The following is a 20,497-nucleotide window of genomic DNA, read 5'->3' on the forward strand; positions in this document are numbered from 1 at the left end:
CTCTCCCCGAGCCGACGACGCGGTGCTCTCGATGTGTCGGGCCGGCGCGTTGCCGCCGTGTGGTATCAGCTGAGCCAGAACACGCTCACGGTCGTCGGTCTGACGCTGATTGCGATCGTGGTGGTGTTCGCCATTTTCGCGCCCCTGATCGCTCCGGCGAATCCGGTGAGCGGCGACCTGCTCAACACCACGCAACCGCCTTCGTCGGAACACCTCATGGGCACGGATCAGTTCGGCCGTGACATCTTCTCGCGGGTGGTGCACGGGGCGCGGGTCGACCTGGCGGTAGCGGGCATCGTGGTGTCCGTCGCCTTCGTGATGAGCGTGGTGCTGGGCGCCCTGGCCGGGTTCGCCGGTCGGGTGGCGGACGAACTGGTCATGCGAGCCATGGATGTCGTGTTTTCGTTTCCGCCGTTGATTCTGGCCATCGGCATCGCAGTGACGATCCAGCAAGGCGGCATGCTCAGCTTGGTGGTGGCGCTGACGGTCATTGCCATTCCACCAATGGTGCGGATCACGCGGGCCGAGATTCTCCACCGCAAAGAGAGTCTCTATGTGGAAGCTGCCCGCGCCATCGGCAGCTCACCGCTACGGGTGCTCGCGGTTCACTTGGTGCCCAACTCGCTGCCGCCGCTGGTGGTGCAAGCCACGTTGACGTTTGGCTACGTGATCCTGGAAACGGCCGGGCTGAGCTTCATAGGCGTCGGCGTCAAACCGCCGGCGCCCGAGTGGGGAATCATGGTGAGTGAGGGTTCGCCTTACGTCCGCACGGGCGAGTGGTGGATCTCGCTGTTTCCCGGGCTGATGATCTTCGTGACCGTGCTCGGGTTCAACCTGGTCGGCAACGGCTTGCTGGACGTGCTCAACCCCCGGCGGCGCCGACAATGAGCGCCAACGGCCCGCTGCTCCGAGTCTCCGAGCTGCAGGTGCACTTCCGCACCCGCGACGGCTCCCTCGAGGCCGTGGACCGAATCAACTTTGAGATCGGGGCCAACGAGGTCTTTGGTCTCGTCGGCGAGAGCGGTTCCGGCAAGTCGGTCACCGCGCTCTCGATCCTGGGGCTGGTGCCATCTCCCGGGCGCATCGTCGGCGGCGACATCGTGTTTGGCGGGCGCAACCTGCGCGAGCTCCCGGAGCGCGTGGTACGCACCATCCGCGGAGGCGAGATCGGGATGATCTTCCAGAATCCCCGGGCCTCCCTGGATCCGGTGCGCACGGTGGCGGTGCAGTTGTCCCGCGCGCTGCGCGCCCATCATGATCTTGGCCGCGGCGAAGTCCGTCGCCGGTCGGTTCAGATGTTGCGGGACCTTGGCATGCCCGACCCCGAGTCGGCGCTCACGCGATACCCGCATCAGCTCTCGGGGGGAATGTGCCAGCGTGTGATGGTCGCCATGATGCTGTCGTCGCGTCCGCGACTGTTGATTGCCGATGAGCCGACCACGGCGCTGGACGAAACCGTGGGCGCACAGCTCTTGGAGCACCTCCGGCGATTCAAGGAGGAGCACGCCGCCTCGATCCTGTTGATCACCCACGACATGGGCGTGATTGCCGAGATGTGTGATCGCGTTGGCGTCATGCACGCCGGGCACATCGTCGAGGTGGGGCCGGTCGGCGCCGTCTTTCGCGATCCCCGCCACCCGTACACGCGGGCGCTCTTGGATTCGACCTTGCGTATCGACCGCGACAGCCCGCTGTCGGACATCGAACGCATTCCCGGCGTCGTGCCCAACCTGCTGCATCCGCCGCCGGGCTGCCGTTTCGCCGACCGCTGCGCGCACGTGCTGCCGGCCTGCCGGCCGGCGAAACCCCCGAGGCTTGAAGTAGCGCCCGGGCACCACGTCCTCTGCCAGGAGACGGTTATCCGTGAATTCGCCGCTGCTTAGCGTCACCAAGCTATTCAAGTATTTCGCGTCGCACGGTCAGCGCGAGCTCCGGGGGACGCCCGAGCAGTTGCGACAGGACGGGCCAGTGCGCGCGGTGGACGGAGTGACGTTCGAGGTGCACTCGCACGAGACCTTTGGATTGGTGGGGGAAAGCGGGTGCGGCAAGTCCACCCTGGGGAGATGCATCCTGCGGCTGCTCGAGCCCACGTCTGGATCGGTGGCGTTCGGCGAGGTGGACGTGACGCGGGCCGCCGGCCAGCAGTTGCGCGACCTGCGTCAGCGGATGCAGATCGTCTTCCAGGACGCGGGCCAATCGCTGAGCCCGATGCGCACCGTGCGCGCCACGCTGGCCGAGCCGCTGCGCATTCACGGCCTGGCACGCGGCGAGAACGCGGCGCGGCGCGTGCTCGAGCTCCTGGGCCAAGTGGGGCTCGAACCGATGCACCGCAGCCGCTATCCCCATCAACTGAGCGGGGGGCAGCAGCAGCGGGTGGCGATCGCGCGGGCGCTGGCGACCGAGCCCGACTTCATCGTCCTGGATGAACCGACCTCGGCGCTGGACTCATCCCTGAAGCTCACCGTGGTCGATCTGCTCCAACAGGTCCAAGATGCGACCGGGGTTTCCTACCTGCTGATCTCGCACGACCTCACCATCGTGCGGCACACGTGCGACCGCGTGGCGGTGATGTATCTCGGGGCAATCGTGGAAATCGCCGCCACCGCGCAAGTCTTCGACGACGCCTTGCATCCGTACACGCAGGCACTGATCGCGTCGATCCCGATCCCGGATCCTTTCACCAAACGCGAGCGCATTCTGCTGCCGGGAGAACCGCCCAGCCCCGCCAACATTCCCACCGGATGCCGGTTTCAGACGCGCTGCTCCTTCGTGATGGAGCGCTGTCGGCACGAGGAGCCGTCGCTGCTGGACGCCAAGCCCGGCCATCGGGTCGCCTGCTTCCTCTATTCCGAGGCCGAGCGCGAGGCGGCGCCAGCATGAGCCGGAGCCTGGCAGTCGACATTGGAGGCACATTCACCGACCTGGTGCTGTTGGACCACGAGACGCGGGAGCTGCGAGTCGCCAAGTCGTCCTCGAGCCCCGACGCGCTGGCGGAAGGCGTGCTGGCGTGCCTGGCGAGCGCCGGCGCGGAGCTTGCCGAGGTCGAGTTTTTCGTTCACGGCACCACAGTTGGTCTCAATGCCGTTCTCGAGGGAAAGGGCGTCCCGACTGGGCTGGTGACCACCCGGGGCTTTCGCGATATCTACGCGATCGGGCGCATGGACAAGCCCGACATGTACAGCTACGTCTACGAGAAGCCTCGACCGCTGGTGCCGCGGGACCGAGTGTTCGAGGTCGACGCGCGAATCGACGCGTTCGGCCAGGTGCTCGTGCCGCTGGACGCCGCCGAGGTCGAGGCACTGGCGGAGGCGCTCGAGGATCGCGGAGTGCGCTCAGTGGCGGTGTGCACCCTGCACGCCTATGCCAATCCGGCGCATGAGCTGGAGATCAGGCGAATCCTCGCACGGCGCCTCCACGGGGTGAGCATTTCGCTTTCTCACGAAGTGAGCGGGGAATGGCGCGAATACGAGCGCACCAGCACGGTGGTGATGAACGCCTACTTGCAGCCGTTGATCACGGCGTACTTGGAGGACCTGGAGCGACAGCTGGCCGGGCGCGGGTATCACCGCTCGCTGTATGTGATGCAGTGCAACGGCGGCATCATGAACGCGGCCTTGGCCAAGGCCCGGTCGATCCAGACGCTGCTGTCGGGCCCGGCGGGCGGCGCAATCGGCGCCTCGCAGGTGGCGCGTCGGCTCGGCGACGCCAAGATCATCAGCCTGGACATGGGCGGCACCAGCTGCGACGTGAGTCTGGTCATCGACGGCGACGTGGGCTTGACCACCGACACCGAGATCAACCGGCTGCCCGTGCTGGTGCCCATGCTGCAAGTGAACGCCATCGGCGCGGGCGGAGGCTCGCTGGCGCGGGTGGAGATCGACGGCTCCCTGCGAGTGGGCCCGCAGAGCGCCGGCGCGCAGCCGGGTCCGGCGTGCTATGGACGCGGCGGACGCGAGCCGACCGTCACCGATGCCAACCTGGTGTTGGGGCGCATCGGCGCGGATACGTTCGCCCATCTCGGCCTTCAGATCCAGCCCGATCTGGCCGCCGAGGCGGTGACCCGCGGGGTGGCTCAGCCCCTCGGCATGAACGTCGAGCAAGCGGCTGAAGGGATCGTGCGGCTGGTGACGAACCACATGGCCAACGCCGTGCGCGAGATCACCATTGGCCGCGGGCTGTCGCCCAAGGACTTCAGCCTGCTCGCGTTCGGCGGGGCGGGACCAATGCACGCCGTGGGCATCGCGCGGGAAATGGGCATTTCGAAAGTGATTGTTCCGCCGGCGCCGGGAACGTTTTCCGCATGGGGCATGTTGTTCGCGGATTTTCGGCAAGACTTGGTTCGCACCGTCGTACTCGCCGTCGAGCCGGGCTCGCTGGGCGAGATCGAGTCGCTATTCGCCGAGTTGGAGGCCGGCGGCCGCACCCTGCTCATGCGGCAAGACGTGCTCGAGGACTCGCACGAGTTCGTGCGTCAGGTGGACCTGCGCTACCGGGGACAGGAGCACACGTTGACACTGCCGGCACCGCCGGAGTTTGGCCCGAGCTCGGTCAAGGAATCGTTCGATGAGGCGCATCGCCGCGTCTACGGCTACGACCTGGCCGAGCCGATTGAGATCGTCAATCTGCGCCTGGCCGCGCGCGGCGCCACTGACCGGCCGGAGCTCAAGCCGATTGAGGCCGCCGAGCCGGGTTCGCGACTAACGCCCTTTCGCCGGTCGCCGGTCTACTTCGAGGACGCCTATTGCGACACGCCGCATTTCAATCGCGGCGATCTGCGCGCCGGTCACGCACTCAGCGGTCCGGCAATCGTCAGCGAGGCCAGCAGCACGACCGTAATACCGCCGCGCGCACGGCTGACCGTCGACGCCTACGGCTTCTTGATCGTCGACACGGAGGGGGGCGCGCATGGCAGCTGACGCAGTGACGATCGAGTTGATCCGCAACGCGCTGATTTCGGTGACGGGCGAGATGCGGACCAAGATCATGCGATCAGCGTTCAGCCCGATCATCTACGAGTCGCTGGATTTCTCGGTCGCGTTCTTCAACGAGCGGGTGGAGACGCTGGCCCAGGCCGACGGACTGCCGTACTTCCTGTGCGACCTGCCCAACGCGGTGCGGGCGGTGATCGAGGACGTGGGCGGGGTCGAGCACATGCACGCCGGCGATGTCTTCCTCGTCAACGATCCCTATCGCTGCTCGCAGCACCCGCAAGACGTCAGCATCGTCAAGCCCGCCTACTACCGGGAGGTGCTCTTCGGCTTCACCGCGGTGCGGGTGCATCTGATCGATCTGGGCGGCAAGGCCGGCTTCGCGAGCACCGACGCCACCGAGATCTTCCAAGAGGGCCTGGTGATTCCGACGGTACACCTGCACGTCGAAGGGCGGCTCAATGAGGAGATCGTGCGGCTGATGTCGGCCAACAGCCGCATGTCGCGGTCCACCATGCTCGGCGACCTGCAGGCGCAGGTGGGCGCCTGCATCGTGGGTGAAGAGCGTCTCGTCGAGGTGATCGACCGCTACGGCTACGACCTGTACCGCGAGTGCTGCGACGCGCTGCTGGTGCAGGGCGAGGCCTACGCCCGCGCCAAGGTCCAAGAGATCCCCGACGGCAGGTACTCGGCGGAGCTGTTCTTGGATGACGACGGAGTCAACCGCGACGTGCCGGTCCGAATCGAGGTGACGCTGATCGTCGACGAGTCGGACATGGTGGTGGACCTGACCGGTTCGAGCGGCCCGTGCGCCGGGCCCTACAACATGAACCCGAACTACACCAACGCCATTTGTCGGATTGCGTTCAAGAGCCTGACGAGCCCGCATGAGCCGTCGAACGAAGGGCACTTTCGGCCCGTTCAAGCGCAGGTGCCTGCCGAATCGGTCTTCAACGCCCGGCGGCCGTCGCCCGTGTTCTGGGGTTTCAAAACGGCGGGCACCCTGGTCGATTGCATTCGCCGCGCCGCGACGCAGGCGGTGGTTGAGCAGCCGATGGCGGGCAACTACGGCTGGAGCTGCGGCGCCCACGTGTTCGGTGAAGATCCCTCCGACGGCAGCTTCTTCGCCATGGTGGACGAAGCCGGCGGCGGCTGGGGCGCGCGGCCAGGCGCCGACGGTGAGGACGCCATGGTGATGGGGGGCATTCGCAACAACCCGGTTGAGGTCTCCGAGCGAAAGTTCCCTGTGAGGGTGGAGGCCTACGAGCTCCGGGCAGGGTCGGGCGGGGCCGGAGCGTTTCGCGGCGGCCTTGGCGTGCGGCGAGCGACCCGCCTGCTGGCCGACGTGCGCCTGGTGGCGAACTTCGAACGCTCGCAGTGTCTGCCCTGGGGGTTGCACGGCGGACAGCCGGGGCGGGGCAGCTTCATCGAGCTTCACTCCCCGGACGACCACGTGGAGCGGGTGCAGAAGTGCACCAACCATGCACTGCCAGCCGGATCGCGCATGGTCTATTTCACCGGTGGAGGCGGCGGCTACGGGGACCCGCGCGAGCGTGCGATCGAGCGGGTGGTGGACGACCTGCGTCGCGGCCACATCACGCCGGCTGAGGCGGAGTCCGACTATGCGGTGTGCGTCGACCAGGACACCGGGCAGGTCGATGAGGCGAAGTCGCGCTTGCTGAGAGCCGGACAGGGACGATCTGACGAATCAGGGGAGTTAGCCGCGGAGGGTGCCATCGAGGCGCGCCACCCGCTCGCTGGAGAAACGAGGGAAGGATGATCATCGACACCCAAGTGCACATCTTGGAGAAGGCCCACGCCAACGATCGCGGCGTGCGGATGCACTACACCTGGCACCCGATGTCGGCCGAGCTGCTGCTCGACGAGATGGACTACGCCGGCGTGGATAAGTGCTTCTTCATCAGCTACACGGCGGAGGACATCTGGCCGGACCTGGGCGACGCCTGGAACGATCCGACGGCCAACCGCATCACCAAGGAATATTTCCTCGACGCGCTGCCCGGAAACACCGACCGCCTGATCTGGTTCACCGATCACATCAACCCGGATCGACCGGGGTATCTCGACCGGATCCGGGAGGACCTCGACGCAGGGGCTGTGGGGCTCAAGATGTTCCCGGCCTATAGGGGACACTTGCCGTCCGATCCCGGCCTGTGCAAGGTCTACGAGCTGTGCGCCGAGCGCGACGTGCCGATCATCATGGCATGGGAACGCTGGAACGATCCGCGCCTGCGGGCCTGTGTGTCGGACTACCAGGAGTTTCTGGACCTGTTCGAGCCGGTCGCGCGTGACTTCCCGACGGTGAAGTTCCTACTCACCCATTGGGGCTGCTTCACCTGGGGCGACCTGTGGCTGCAAAACTGCCGCCCGCCGTTTCCGCTGCTTGACCCGTTCGTGCGGTTGCTGAACCGGCACGAGCACCTCTACACCGACATCGCCGCCGTCACGATCTTTTTCGGCGATGAGATGGCGTGGACCAACGGCCGCATGGAAGGCGCGGAGTGGGAGTACCCCTACGCCAACGGTCTTGCCCTGCTCGAAGGGCTGGTGAAGGGCGCGGGCGCGGAGCGTGTCATGTGGGGCACGGACTGGCCGTGGACCGACGGCCGCTGCACCTACAAGCAAAACCTCACTATGGTCTCCACGCATGCGGACTTTCTATCCGACGAGGAGAAGCGGCTCGTCCTGGGCGTCAACGCGGCGAAGTTCGCCGGGCTGTCTATCGACTGAGGGCTGATTGCGGCCGCGGTAACAGCGGCCACGGTCACGGCGCTAAAGCCATGCGTTTCTGCCCACGGGCCAAAGCCGCCGACGTCGACGCTACGGACCGCTGGTGCTCGGAGGAGGGAAACGCGAGGTCTACTCGTCCCCGAACTTGATGGCGGCATGCGTGCGGATGCCCCACAGCCTCCGCATGGTCACGGCCAGCACCAACGCAAGCGCGATGCCGAGCACCACGAATAGCTTGCCCAAGTCATCCCAGGCCGTGACAGCCACGAAAGGCGGCATTCTGTCCAGTCGTTCTCCGTGGAGCTGCATGAATGGCGTAAACAGCGCGCCCGTGAGGATCCCCAGCGCGGTGCCGGCCGCCGTTCCCAGCACGACCAGGAAGCCGTGCTCGAAAACGATGAGCGCCACCATCTGGCGCCGTGCAATCCCCATGGCGCGCAGGATTCCGAATTCCGGGAGTTGACGCCGGAACGATATGAGGGCGTAGGTCGCGAGGCTGGCCACCGTCAGCAGCACGGAAATCACAAACCCTGCCGAGAGAATCCCGAACGTTCCGATCCGCGTGGCGTCGTTGCGGGCGCTCGCGAGCAATTCCCGCGCATCGAACGCCTTAATCACGCGGTAGCCCAGCTCTCGAAGACCGCTGACAAGCTCGCCGGCTCCCACGCCAGGATGAAGTCGCGCGAGCACGTTCCACGGAGATTCCCCCAAGTACCGTTCGAGGCGCCCGAGGTCCGCCACCACGAAGAAGCCGTCGTTGGGAAAGTGGGTGGGGAACGTGTCGATGACGCCCGCCGCAAAAAACCCCAGCTCAACCTCGCCGACTGCGACGTTCACGGAGTCGCCCACTTGCAGATCGGGGAGCTCCGCCAGGAGTCGGCGATCGACCAGCAAGGCCCGATCGTCGATGATCATCGCGTTCATCAGCGCCTCGAGTGACGCGGGTGCGAAATCCCGGCGCCACGCCACCGTCTGGGCGAACGGACCCGGGTCCACGCCGTAGACCGTCACCGTGCGGGAGTAGGCCAAGGGTCCGCCCAACAGTCTGACCACAGCGTCATCGCGCCAGAGGCGAGCCGCCCGGTCCACCGCGGCAGCGCCCCCGGCGTTGGCGTCCAGATGCCCCTCGATCGGGGGCATGTGCCAGATCCCCTGGCCGTCATCGAACTCGCCGTACTCCTCGAAGAAGGCATCCGCGCCGATCTGGTAGTACGCGCCGTCTTCCAGATTCCGGTTGATGGTGGCCGCCATCGACGCGCCGAACGTGCCGGTGGCAAAGGTCAACATGAGCAGGATCATCAGTCCCGTGAATGGACCCGCGCGCCGTCCCATCTGCCGCAAGCCCAGAAACAACACGACGCCACCCATGCGCGACGCCGCCCATGTCAGGCAACGGACGATCCACGGGACCAGCCGCAGGAAGACCAAGGCGCTCGCCAGGATGAAGACGATGGGGATGAGCACAAGCAGGGTTCGCGAGAAGGGTTCGGCCTCGGGACCTAAGTCCGGCAGGGCATCCCAACTGCGCAACGTGGCGTAGCCATAGAGAGCCAGCCCCAGCAGCCCGAGGTCAAGAAAGAATCGCTGATAGAACGGCCCGCGCCGGGCCCGCGCGACCTGCTGCCGATGGGTCACGATCGATCGACGCGCGGCGCCGACTACCGGCGCCAGGATGGCGAGAATCCCCAACCCCGCGGTGGCCGCGGCCAGCCCAAAGTGGCCTGCCGTCAGCTCCAGTCGCAGGTCGGCCCGATTCGTAAACTCGAGGAAGCCGAGCGTCTTTCCAATCGCCTGGGCGATTCCCATGCCCAGAAACGGCCCCACGGCGATCGCCAGTCCGGCCAGCGGAAGAGTCTCAAGGAGATAGACGGCGACGACTTGCCGCGTGCTGGCGCCGCGGCTCTTGAGCACGGCGATCTCGGCACGTTGCCCGTCCACGACCATCCCGGTCGAGAGCGCCATGAAATAGAGGACGAGGCCCACGACGGGAGCGCTGAGGACGAACAACGTGAGCTCGACCGTCATTCGCTGCTGGTCCGCGGCGACCAGAATGCGGTCCAGGCGCGTTTCCACCCTCGCGTTGGGTGCCACGGTCCCCGCCAGCGGGTCGAGTTGGCGCAACCCGCCGATGATGCGCTGGTAGTTGGCGGCACGAATGGCGTCCGGGTCGAAGTTCGAGTACCAGACCGCCTCGCCGTAGAGGCTGGGTCGAAGGACGAGGAGACCGCTCACGAACGCATCGCGGTCAACGATCACCGCGCCTTGGTCGAAATCGCCGGGCTCTTTGAACCAAAAGATCGAGTCGGAGTCCGTGGGGACGAAGCGGCCCACGATCTCCACACGGACGACAAATGACCCGGTGGCGCGGGCGTCGCTGTGGGTCAGCTCGATGTGGTCGCCAAGCAGCAGACCGTGGTCATCCATCGCGCGCGACGACATCATCCCTTCGAGGAGCACGAACCGCGCGCCGGATGCGCCCTGGGCCGTCCTGACCGGATCGGCCGGCAGCCGCCCTTCCAGCAGCTCGACGTTGTCGGCCATCCCCGTCATGGTGGCGAGGTATCCGAAAATGAATGAGGACGGCCGCAGCGGCTCACCGGTCGACGCAAACGCTTCGACGGGCATCCGGTCCGACTCGAGATAGCTCACCCGTTGGCGTTCGGGCAGTCCGACGCGATCGGCGAGCTGCGTACTCAACACCTCGGAGGCGCGCTGATACCCCTCTCGCCCCATCGCCGGCTGGCGGGTCCGGCCTTCGGAGTGGCGCACGACGACGCTGGACGCCAGCGGGAGGCGCGCGTGCTCGATCTCGCGTCTGAGCAAGGCATCGCTGAAACCCGCGGCAAACAGCGGCACCGCGGTCACCAGGGCCACGCTGACCCACATGCCGACGGCCACGATCAGGATCGCGGGCCCACTGCTGCGCAGGCGCCGAAGCACCAGTGCCGCGAGCGCCCGCGTGAACGTCACGGTCAGTAGGACTCGAAGATGACGGCGCCTTCCTCGACCCCGTCAATGATCTCGATCTCGGAGTCACTGCGAATGCCGGTGCGCACCGGCAGGCTGCGGCGCCGCCCATCGATGAGCGCCTCGACGAAGTGGCGCAAGTTCACGGTACGGACGGCCGTGATGGGGACCTTCAGGACGTGATCCTTGACCTGCAGGGTGATCGTCATGAACGCGCGCATCCCGATCTCGACATCCGCGTCGGCCCAATCCGCGGTGATCTTCGCTTCGTCGATGCGCACGGTGCCGCCGCCCGGCGTCCCGACCTCGTGCGGCAACACGGCAACCCGTCCCTGGAAGACCGTCCCCTCCAGTCCACCCACGACCACGTCCACCGCCTGGCCCACCGCAAGCTGGGACTGATACCCGCGAGGCACGCTGGCGCGCACCACCAGCGTGCTTGCATCGGCCATCTCAACGATCGCCTCACCCGGTTGCACTTGGGTGCCGGGCACGCGCGGCACGTACGTCACCACGCCGTCGAACGGAGCCGTGAGTTGGTGGTCGTCCGTGGGCGCGGTCAACTCCGCCAGCCTCGAACGGGCAGCCACAGCCGCTTCGCGTAGCGTCGCGACATCATGAGCCGCACCAAGCTCGGCATTCTCGATAGCAGCGAGGGATCGCTGGGCCGCGTCGCGCCGGAGAACGGTGGCCTGCTGGACCGTCCGCGCATGCTTGATCGTGGCCTCGTCCGCTCCGGACCGGAGGGCTTCCAATTCGGCTTCGGCGCTGGCAAGCAAAGCCTCGGCGCTTGCCGTCGACGCCCGCGCGACCTGCAGCGCGGGCGGACCCTCCGAACGCTCAAGCAGGGAGAGTTCGTAGCGCGCGCCGGCCAAGGCGAGCGTGACGGCGGCCACGGACTGCTCGGCCGCTGCCAACGCTTCGGCGGAAGCCGGCGGGCTCTGGCCTTGCAGGCGCCGCAGCTCGTCCTGGGCGCTCATCAGCCGGAGCGCATGGAACTCAACGTCGGCGCTGGCGGCGTCGATGGCCGCCGGCAGCGTCTCCTCGATGCGGCGCACCTCCGCCCGGCGACCGGCAACCGCAGCCTCCGCCGTGGCAACCGCTGCCTGCGCGGAGGCAAGGCTTGCCGCCGAAGGTCCGGCGAGCAACGCCTCAAGCGCTTGCTGCCGGGCAAAGACTTGGCTCTGGGCCAGCAGCAGCGCCTCTTCGGCCGCCGCCTGTTGCTCGAAGAGCTCGGTTTCGGCGGTGGTGAGCTGCTGCTCGGCGCTCTCGAGCTCCTCCCGCGCCGCCGCGATTTCTTCCGCCCTGGCACCGGTGTCCAGCTCCGCTACCACCTCCCCGGCCCGCACCGCATCGCCACGCCGCACGTGGACCACGTCGAGCAGTCCCGGGACGTCGAACGCGAGAGCCGTCTCCAGTTCGGCCGCCACTCGGCCGTCCAGCCGGATGTCTTGCTGGATGCGGCCTCGCTGGACCTCGACCGTGGGACGGTCGAGATAGCTCGGGGGCGCCATGATCAGCGCCGGGGCGCTCGATTCGCTCTCGGTAACGAAGTCGCAGCCGGTCACAGCGAGACACGCCAGGGCCAAAGCCCCGAGGGCGCGGATGCCATTCCTCACGTCGGCCACCCGAGTCACGGACCGCCCGGCAACGCTGTTCTCGCCGGTGAAGTCGATTCTACCGGCAGGCCCGGTGCCGCAGAATCCGTGGAGACCGCGTTTGCTCGCCGCCGCTAGAAAGCCCGTGGTGTACGCGAACGGAACGTCCCGGCGCCTGGCGGACCCTCCAGCAAGTACTCTCCACATGCGGATCCCGCACGAGAGTCAACGACCGTGCGGCCGGGTCTGGAGTCGCTGATGACGCACCCTGAATCGCCGCAGGCTTGGACGCCGCTGACGACGGCCGAGGGCGGCACGGTGACGACACTGGCAGCTGGCCCGCCCGGTGCGGACGGCCAGGTCGTGATCGCCGGAACCCTTGGTGGGCTATTTGTAGGGCGCGACTGTGGGAATTCATGGGAGAAGGTGGGTGCGCTGGGCGGCCGCTTCATACAGGCGGCTGCCGTCTCACCCGCGTTTGACGCTGATTCCACGCTGATTGTCGGCACCGCCGGCTCTGGCGCCTTCCTCTCGGTGGACGGCGGAGCGTCGTGGCGTGTGCAGGAGTTCTGGGGCCAAAGGCCCGACGTCACGGCCCTGGCGTTCTCACCGACTTTCGCGAGCGACGGCATGATCCTGGCTGGTACCAGCGAGGACGGCGTGTACGTCACCACCAACCGGGGGCGCACCTGGAATGCCGCCAACCTTGGTCTCGCCAATCTATCCGTCAATGCGCTCGCCGCTTACCTCGCGCCTGAGGGGGACGGGTTGCTGTTCGCCGGCACGTCGACTGGCCTGTATCAATGGGTCGGCGAGGCACGGCAATGGTTCGCCGTCGCGGGCTATCCGGCCGGCCAGCCAGTCCAGGCCATCGTCTTCGCGCCGAGCCCAAGCGAGCGTGCGCTGTTCGTGGGAACCGAGGGTAGGGGGCTCTGGCGGTCCATCGACGGCAACGCGGTGCATCGGCTGGAGACCGTGGACGCCGATTCCAGCGTCAATGCCATCGCCGTGTCGGCGGACTTCAGCGCCGACGGGACACTGATGATTGCCACAGCCGAGCGTGGCCTCATGCGGTCGCACGATCGAGGGGACTCGTGGCAGCCGCTGGCGGGTGCCGCGGATGCGAATGCGGCCCTCGCCCTTCTTAGCTGCGGCAGCCCGGACGGCCCGGTGTGGCTGGCCGGTCTGCATGAGCGCGGCGTCTTGCGTTCGGCGGACTGGGGCAAGTCTTGGCAGCCTTCAAACGTTGGTGTGTCGAGCCGGCCAGTCCTAGCGCTGGCGTTGTCCCCTGGCTTTGCGTCCGACGGCACGCTCCTTGTCGGCACGGCGGCCGAAGGCGTGCTGAGATCCATCGACGACGGACTGACCTGGTCCCCCGCCAGTGACGGGTTGGAGGAACCGAGCATCACGTCGCTGGCCTTCTCACCGACGTTCCCGGCTGATCGCCGGGTATTGGCGATCGCCGGGGCGAGCCTCGTGGAAAGCCGCGACGGCGGGCAGGCGTGGGCGCCGGTGGCCGGTCTGCCAGGAGACGTCATGCCGCTGAGCCTGGCCGTCGCATCGGATGCACCCGCCGGCCATGCCATCGCGGTTGGGGGCTCGGACGGCGCCTTGGCGCTATCGCGCGACGGCGGCAAGTCGTGGTCGCGGTCCGCTGAGGACTTCGCCAGCAAGAGCTTGGTGACCGTGGCGTTCTCGCCGAACTACGCCTTCGACAGCACGCTGTTTGCGGCCACCGCGGGCGAGGGAACCGTTGCGGTGTATCGCTCAACGAATCGCGGCGCCACCTGGAGTCAGATCCTCGAACACGCCGGCGACGGCTGGGTCTCGCTGGCAATCCCAGTCGCCTACCGCGCCAAAGACGACTTCATAGCCGTCGCCACCGGTCGTGCGGTGATCACACCGGCTGGGCGCCAGGTGCAGTCCTGGCACGCGACGCGACTAACCGAGGAGCGCCCATCCGTCCTCGCGGTGAGGGCTTCGGCGCGGTTCGCCACCAACGACACCCTATATGCCGCCACGAGCCGCGGCGTCTGGCGATCGTCGGACCGCGGCCGCAATTGGCGCCGACTCTCGGCCGGCATGGGAGCGCCGCCGGTGACCAGTCTGGCCCTCGCGCCTGACCAAGCGGGCAAGGACATGCTGGTCGCCGGAACACTCCAGGGCAGCGTGTGGCGCCTGCGGGATGCCAGTGCGTCGCGGGACTAGGTGTATGGATCGGCTGCGTCGCGCAAGCCATCACCCATGAAGTTGAATAACAGCACCACGACGATCACGAAGATGCCCGGAATGAGCATCCAGGGATAGAGAGCAATGCTGCGCACGTTCTGGGCGTCTTGCATCAGGCTTCCCCAACTCACCGAGGGCTCACGAATCCCCAGCCCCAAGAAGCTCAGCGAGGTCTCGGCGAGGATCATGTTCGGCACCGTCAATGTCAGGCTGACGATCAAGTAGCTCATGAAACCGGGGACCATGTGGTCGAAGATCAGCCGCATGTGCCCAGCGCCGGCGACCTTGGCCGCCATGACGTAGTCGTGCTCGCGCAACTCAAGAATCTTGCCCCGCACCACGCGCGCCAGGCCGGCCCAGCCGATCACCGACAGCACCACCGTGATTGCGAAGTAACGCTGGATGGGTGTCCAGAACGGCGGGATTGCCGCACCGATGGCCATCCACAGCGGGATCGACGGAATGGAGATCACGACCTCGATAAACCGTTGAATCAGGATGTCGGTCGTGCCGCCGATATAGCCGGACACGGAGCCGATGACCACGCCGAGCACAAAACTGAGCAAAACTCCGATGAGACCGATCGAGAGACTGATCCGAGCACCCGCCATGACGCGCGAGAACAGATCGCGTCCCAGCCTGTCCGTCCCAAAGAGAAATACCTTGCCATCCTCTACACCAAAGAAGTGGAGGTCCATCTCCCAAAGGCCCCAAAATTTGTACGGCTCACCGCGTTGAAAGAAGACAATTCTGTTTATCACGGAAAGATCGTCTTCGTAGACTCGCTTGAACTCCACCGGGTCCAGCTCCGACTTGATCCCGTAGACGAACGGTCCCTGAAAGTTGCCTTCGCTATCCCAAAGGTGGATGCGCGAAGGCGGAGAGTTCAGAAATCCGTGGTCTGAGGTCTCCTTATATGGAATCCAAAAGTCATAGGTCAGCGCAAAGAAGTAGGCGATCGCCAGCAGGCACAGGCTAACCATGCCCAGCCTGTGCCGACGCATTTTGCGCCACATGAGCGTCCATTGGCCGGCGGTGTAGTGGCGTTCCTCGTCGGTGAATTCGCGAATGTTCACCCGCTCAGACGCAACCTCGGTGTCCGCAGAAACTGCCATCTCAGACAGCCGTTCTTTCCTGCCGAATTCGAGGGTCCACGATCACCAGCAGCACGTCCGAAAGGAGGGTGCCAAAGATCGTGAGCGCCGCCTCGACCATCAGGATGCTGCCGGCCAAGTGCATATCCTGAACACGCAACGCCACCAGCAGGACCGCCCCGGTCATCGGGATGTTGAGCACGATGGCTGTGATGGCGCTGCCCGAGACAATGGCCGGCAACGTCCATCCCACGGTGCTGATGATGGGGTTCAATGCCATGCGGACCGGGTACTTGAACAGTAGTCGTCGCTCAGGAACGCCTTTGGCGCGCGCCGTGATGACGTATTGCTTGCCCAGCTCATCCAGAAGCACGCCCCGCATCACACGAATAAGGCCCGCCGTTCCGGCTGTGGCGACGACGAACACCGGAACCCAGAGGTGATTGATCATGTCCCAGAGCTTCGCAAGACTCCATGGCGCAAGGAGATATTCGGGCGAAAAGAGCCCGCCTGGACTGACATTGAATACTTGAAATAAGAAATACATGAGCATGAGTGCAATCATGAAATTAGGAGTAGCAAGTCCAATAAAGCCAATCGCAGTGAATGCATAGTCTCCAATGCTATATTGATTAGTTGCTGAGTAGATGCCTATTGGCACGGCGATCAAATACGTCAAGGTGAGAGAAATCGACGTAACCAGCATCGTTGGTGGCACTACTTCTTGCAGGATCGAGAGCACGGTGCGGCGCGAGCCTCCACCGTAGCTTCCGAATGACCGCCCCATGTCGCCCCGCACGAAACGCGTGATCCAATTCACGTACTGTTCGACGGGGGTTCGGTCCAATCCATAGTAGATGCGCAGATTCTCAATCTCTGACTCGTTGAGGGTTAATCCCTCAGCCTTGAGTGCAGCGAGGTGGGTCGAAAGGTAGTCGCCCGGAGGCAGCTGAATGACAATGAATATCAGAGCGCTCAGAATCCACCAGGCGAGCACCATGTAGCCGATGCGCCGAACAAGGTAAGCCCTCACGGCGCTAGGTCAATGAGCCTGGCGAAATCGTCCGGGCGCCGCGCGGCACGTGCGACTCCATGCCAATTTGGGAATGAGGGCTCGGCGGCGCGCAAATCTTGGTTGGATGGTCGGCACTCGAGGTCACCTCGGCGAATGCGCCGACTGGACCTGCACTGCCACGGCGCCGCCGGAGGTTCGGCAGACCGGCATCGATCCACGAGGGGCGTCGGTCCGACCAACGACGGAAGCCGACAATTTCCCTGGCAAGAGGCTGGCTCGACGGTCGACGGCCGACCACGGGCAGCATCGCCTCAGATTGGCGATGTCTCCAGAATCTCCGGGGATTGGTCGCGCCGCTCATGTTCACGTCCCCCTGACACCACCGATATCGTGACCGCCGTTGGTTTCATGCCCCGCTCGTCGGCACCGTGAGCGGCCCCGCGTCGGTCGCGCCCCCCGCCCTTGGAACTCCAAGGACGGGGGACGCAGCGAGCCTATTCAGCCGACCGACTCTACCCGTCGTAGTAGAACTGCGGGAAGCCGTAGGGCCGCACGAAGTTGATCGCGGCAGCGAAGTTAATGCCTGTCGGCACGTTACGCAGCGACTGATTGACGATGGTCGGCTGCGGCGGATAGCCGACGGTGCCGATAATGGGGTACTGGTCGTAGAAATAGGACCAGAACTTCACGCCGAGATCGTCGTACTCGGCTGAGCCCGGCACTGCCCGGCGCCACTCCTCACGCAGGCGCTTGGCCTCTTTCATCCAGTCCGGCGGCTCCTCGCCTTCCGCGCCGTCGGTTTGGATCCATTGAGCCCAACTGCCGGCCCAATAGCTCTCATACGTGTCCATGCCGTAGTGCCAGGACGCCCAACGTGTGAAGTAGGCCGCCGCTTCACTGATGTCCTGGGGCATCATCACTTCGGTAAACGTCTTCGCCCGTTCGCGGAAGAGCGCTTCCTCTTCAAACTGCCACTCGGCATGGAGACCCACCGCTTGCCAGTCCTTCACGATCAACGTGGCCATGTCTTCCTTGGGGCCCTCTTGGTCGGAGACCGTCAGCAAAATGCTGAACCGCTCACCGTCGGGCCTCAGGCGCCAGCCATCGCTGTCGCGCTTGTCGAGCCCAATCCCATCGAGCAGGCTATTGGCCTGGTCGGGATCGTACTCGGTGTGGAGCGTGCCCCACTCCGGCTTGAAGAAGCTGTACGACTCAAGCAGGTAGGGCGTGAACGGCCGCGCCAAGCCAAAGAACAAGGTCTCGTTGATGGCCTCGCGGTTGATGGCCACTGAAGCCGCGACCCGGAAGTCCTTCTCCCGAAAGATGGCGGCGACCGCCGGATCCTTGTACGTCTGGTTCGGGAACAGGGACATGGCCGACGTTCGCAAGCTGGAAGCAACCAACGTGCGGTATCCGCCGCGGTCCTCCTCCGCCCGATACAGCTCCATGTTCTTGAGGTCGAGCACGAACTGTGCAAAGTCAAGCTCACCAGCCGTGACCTTGATCTGGTAGACCTCCTTGTCCTTGATCCAGAAGTGGTTGACGTAGTCGATGTACGGCAACTGGTTTCCGGCCGTATCGACCGCGTGGTAGTAGGGGTTTCGCGCGAACTGCGTGACGTCGGGCGAGGCGCCGACGTTGACCCAGGGTCCAAGCGCAGGCCGGAAGGCCGCATCCTCACGCGACAGCGACGTGCTGGGCCCGTAGTAGAACTTGGACTTGAAGTGATCGGCCCAGGTTTCAAATCCGGCTTTCTCGGCGAGCCGCTGCGCGTCCGAGTTGTACTTCTCGTGGAAACGCTCGAGGTAGTGCCGCGGTGAGAACACCCATGGATCGCCGGAGTACCGTCCCATGCGATCCAGGTACTGGGGCGCGGGCCGGTCGAACTTGAACTCGACCACCGTGTCTTCGACCTTCACGATCTCGCGGAGTCCGATCCTCTCGGCGCCGTGCTGAAGACTGCCGCTCGGGTTGGCGAGGTCGTTGCCCCAAAAGTCCTCGTAGGTGAACATGAAATCGTCAGCCGTAAACGGCGCGCCGTCGGACCACTTGTGGCCTTCCCGAATCTCGAAGGTGAACGTCTGCAAATCACTGGAGACATCGAGGTTCTTGGCGAGGTCGAGAAACAGCTCGGTACCCGTCATGGCGTAAGCCATGAGACTGGCGTCGCCCCCGTAGCCGATCTCAATCGATCGGCGAATGCCGCCCAGCCGCAGCGTGCCGCCGTAGTTCCCGACTTGCTCGACCGGCTCGATAACCCACGGGTCCTTCGGCAGACGGCTATCGACTGGAGGCAGCGAGCCCGCCTGGACCCTGGCTGCCAGCATCGGCGCCTCCGAGAAGCGGGACGGCGTCGCCACTTCCTTGATGACGACGCGCTCGACGGGAATTTCCTTGACGACTTCCTTCGTGACAATCGTCTCGACCTGAACCTCCTTGACGACCTCGACCGGAACTTCCTTGATGATTTCCTTGGTCACCACCGTCTCGATCGGGACTTCCTTGATGACCTCTTGCCTCACCACGGTCTCGACCGGAACTTCCTTGATGACCTCTTTGACTTCGGTGACCGTCACCGTCACGGTCTTTTCAGTGACCTCGGCCTCGCCGCATGCCGCCAACACGGACATGGCCGCTGTCCCGGCGGTCATGGTCAGAAATCTTCGACGACTGAGCTTTGGCATACTAAAAATTCCTCCCCAGACTATTAGCCGGTCATAATCATACGTGAGCCGGGCAAACTCGGCGAGCGAAGCGGCTCGTCGCCGGCGGACCCGTGAGCCCAGATCTCGCGGCCCGCTTCTCTGGTGAACGAGGCTCTGCTTGAGCTCCGAGGCTCGTCGTCTCTCGACGGTGAAGGTCGTGTCCCCGAGTCTCGCGTCGGCGTCCCCGAGGCGCCGCAGCCGTGGGGCTGGTGAGCTCGGGCGCGTTGTTGATCACCGCGGTGGCAGAATGGCTGACCGGGTTGCAATGCGGCAGGTCGACTGCGGCCAGCCGAGAGCGACCCGCACGCCCGTGATCGTCGGCATGCGGCGACGGGTAGCCACCGTCCGCGTCGCAACCGCCCCACAGCGTGCGAGACCGGCGCCAGGGCGATTCCGAGGGCAACGACCACCCTGAACAGTTATCACAGTTATGGTGTGGCCAAGCGCTGTGGCAGGTTCTCCCACCACGCCGCTGGTGGCGAACAAAGCTTTCCAAACCTGTTAGGGCTGCTGGGAGCCCACACCCGGAATTGAACCGGGGACCTCGTCCTTACCAAGAACGCGCTCTTCCAACTGAGCTATGTGGGCCTGGCGCCGAGACTGCCGTGAGGCGGCAGAAGCGCGTGGACTAGGCGTCGAGGGCTTGCACCACCTCCTCGGCATGGTCGTCGGGCTTCACATCCGGCCAAACGGCGCTCACCATGCCGTCCTCATCGATTAAGAACGTGGCGCGCTGGGTGCCCATGAATGTCCGGCCACGCATAGTCTTCTCCACCCACACGCCGTAAGCTTCGATGGCCTGGCGCTCCACGTCGGCCAGCAGCGGAAAGTTCAGGTTGAACTTGCTGCTGAAGCGCTCGTGCGATTCGACCGGGTCGTCGCTGACACCGAACACGGCGGTCCCGCGGTCCGCAATCTCGGACATCCGATCCCGAAAGCCGCACGCCTCGCGGGTGCAACCGGGAGTGTCGTCGCGCGGGTAGAAGAACAGCACCACCTTCCGACCCCGCTGCTCATCGAGCCGAACGAGGCTGCCGTCGGTCGACTGGAGCTCGAAGTCGGGGGCGCGGTCGCCCACGCGCGGCATCGCCATGCGCAAACCCCTCAGGACGTAACGTCCCATCATCGCATCCTCGACCCTCCAGGGCCGACCCTCGCCGGAGGTCTGTGCGACCATCGGCGACACCAACCCCCGCCCCCACCGAAACGC

General features: G+C 65.4%; 13 protein-coding genes and 1 tRNA gene. 7 read left to right on the forward strand and 7 right to left on the reverse strand.

Translation table 11 applies throughout. From position 1 onward, the window contains the following. Nucleotides 1-33: 33 nt before the first annotated feature. The 6 genes from OXG79_10025 to OXG79_10050 are packed head-to-tail and all read left to right on the forward strand — an operon-like array spanning nt 34 to nt 7,679. Complete coding sequence (locus OXG79_10025; protein ID MCY3784110.1) at nt 34-888, forward strand: ABC transporter permease; 855 nt, start codon at nt 34-36, stop codon at nt 886-888. After that, complete coding sequence (locus tag OXG79_10030; protein ID MCY3784111.1) at nt 885-1,883, forward strand: ABC transporter ATP-binding protein; 999 nt, start codon at nt 885-887, stop codon at nt 1,881-1,883. Before OXG79_10025 ends, OXG79_10030 begins: the two co-directional genes overlap by 4 nt. Further along, on the forward strand, nt 1,864-2,880 hold the full coding sequence (locus OXG79_10035) for an ABC transporter ATP-binding protein (protein MCY3784112.1): 1,017 nt from the start codon (nt 1,864-1,866) through the stop codon (nt 2,878-2,880). Before OXG79_10030 ends, OXG79_10035 begins: the two co-directional genes overlap by 20 nt. Continuing rightward, nucleotides 2,877-4,916, forward strand: coding sequence for a hydantoinase/oxoprolinase family protein (locus OXG79_10040; protein MCY3784113.1), 2,040 nt, complete (start codon nt 2,877-2,879; stop codon nt 4,914-4,916). The genes OXG79_10035 and OXG79_10040 overlap by 4 nt, the downstream gene beginning before the upstream one ends. After that, the gene (locus OXG79_10045) at nt 4,906-6,708 is read left to right on the forward strand and encodes a hydantoinase B/oxoprolinase family protein (GenBank protein MCY3784114.1); all 1,803 of its coding nucleotides are present in this window, start codon (nt 4,906-4,908) and stop codon (nt 6,706-6,708) included. The genes OXG79_10040 and OXG79_10045 overlap by 11 nt, the downstream gene beginning before the upstream one ends. After that, a complete protein-coding gene (locus OXG79_10050; GenBank protein ID MCY3784115.1) occupies nt 6,705-7,679 on the forward strand; it encodes an amidohydrolase family protein in 975 nt (324 codons plus the stop codon). Before OXG79_10045 ends, OXG79_10050 begins: the two co-directional genes overlap by 4 nt. Before the next feature lie 129 nt (nt 7,680-7,808). On the opposite strand, the gene OXG79_10055 is transcribed toward OXG79_10050, so the two are convergent. Both OXG79_10055 and OXG79_10060 read right to left on the reverse strand, forming a co-directional pair. Next, nucleotides 7,809-10,649: an FtsX-like permease family protein gene (locus OXG79_10055; protein MCY3784116.1), complete on the reverse strand. Its 2,841-nt coding sequence runs from the start codon at nt 10,647-10,649 to the stop codon at nt 7,809-7,811. Nucleotides 10,650-10,651: 2 nt separating this feature from the next. Then, complete coding sequence (locus OXG79_10060) at nt 10,652-12,265, reverse strand: efflux RND transporter periplasmic adaptor subunit (protein MCY3784117.1); 1,614 nt, start codon at nt 12,263-12,265, stop codon at nt 10,652-10,654. A 237-nt stretch (nt 12,266-12,502) separates the two neighbouring features. On the opposite strand from OXG79_10060, the gene OXG79_10065 reads away from it, so the two are divergent. After that, the gene (locus OXG79_10065; GenBank protein ID MCY3784118.1) at nt 12,503-14,452 is read left to right on the forward strand and encodes a hypothetical protein; all 1,950 of its coding nucleotides are present in this window, start codon (nt 12,503-12,505) and stop codon (nt 14,450-14,452) included. Here OXG79_10065 and OXG79_10070 read toward each other — a convergent pair. From OXG79_10070 to bcp, 5 genes are all read right to left on the reverse strand, one after another. After that, nucleotides 14,449-15,489 carry an ABC transporter permease gene (locus OXG79_10070; protein MCY3784119.1) on the reverse strand — a complete coding sequence of 347 codons (1,041 nt, stop codon included), beginning with the start codon at nt 15,487-15,489 and terminating at the stop codon, nt 14,449-14,451. The two genes, OXG79_10065 and OXG79_10070, sit on opposite strands and share 4 nt — an antisense overlap. 100 nt (nt 15,490-15,589) lie before the next feature. Then, nucleotides 15,590-16,600 carry an ABC transporter permease gene (locus OXG79_10075; GenBank protein MCY3784120.1) on the reverse strand — a complete coding sequence of 337 codons (1,011 nt, stop codon included), beginning with the start codon at nt 16,598-16,600 and terminating at the stop codon, nt 15,590-15,592. Nucleotides 16,601-17,094: 494 nt separating this feature from the next. Next, the gene (locus OXG79_10080) at nt 17,095-19,233 is read right to left on the reverse strand and encodes an ABC transporter substrate-binding protein (GenBank protein ID MCY3784121.1); all 2,139 of its coding nucleotides are present in this window, start codon (nt 19,231-19,233) and stop codon (nt 17,095-17,097) included. A 569-nt stretch (nt 19,234-19,802) separates the two neighbouring features. Next, nucleotides 19,803-19,875 (reverse strand) — tRNA-Thr (locus OXG79_10085). Between the two features lie 40 nt (nt 19,876-19,915). Continuing rightward, a complete protein-coding gene (bcp, locus tag OXG79_10090) occupies nt 19,916-20,380 on the reverse strand; it encodes a thioredoxin-dependent thiol peroxidase (GenBank protein ID MCY3784122.1) in 465 nt (154 codons plus the stop codon). Nucleotides 20,381-20,497 lie beyond the last annotated feature (117 nt).

It is taken from the genome of Chloroflexota bacterium, from assembly GCA_026706485.1.
In the GTDB taxonomy this organism is placed as follows: Bacteria; Chloroflexota; UBA11872; order UBA11872; family UBA11872; genus JAJECS01.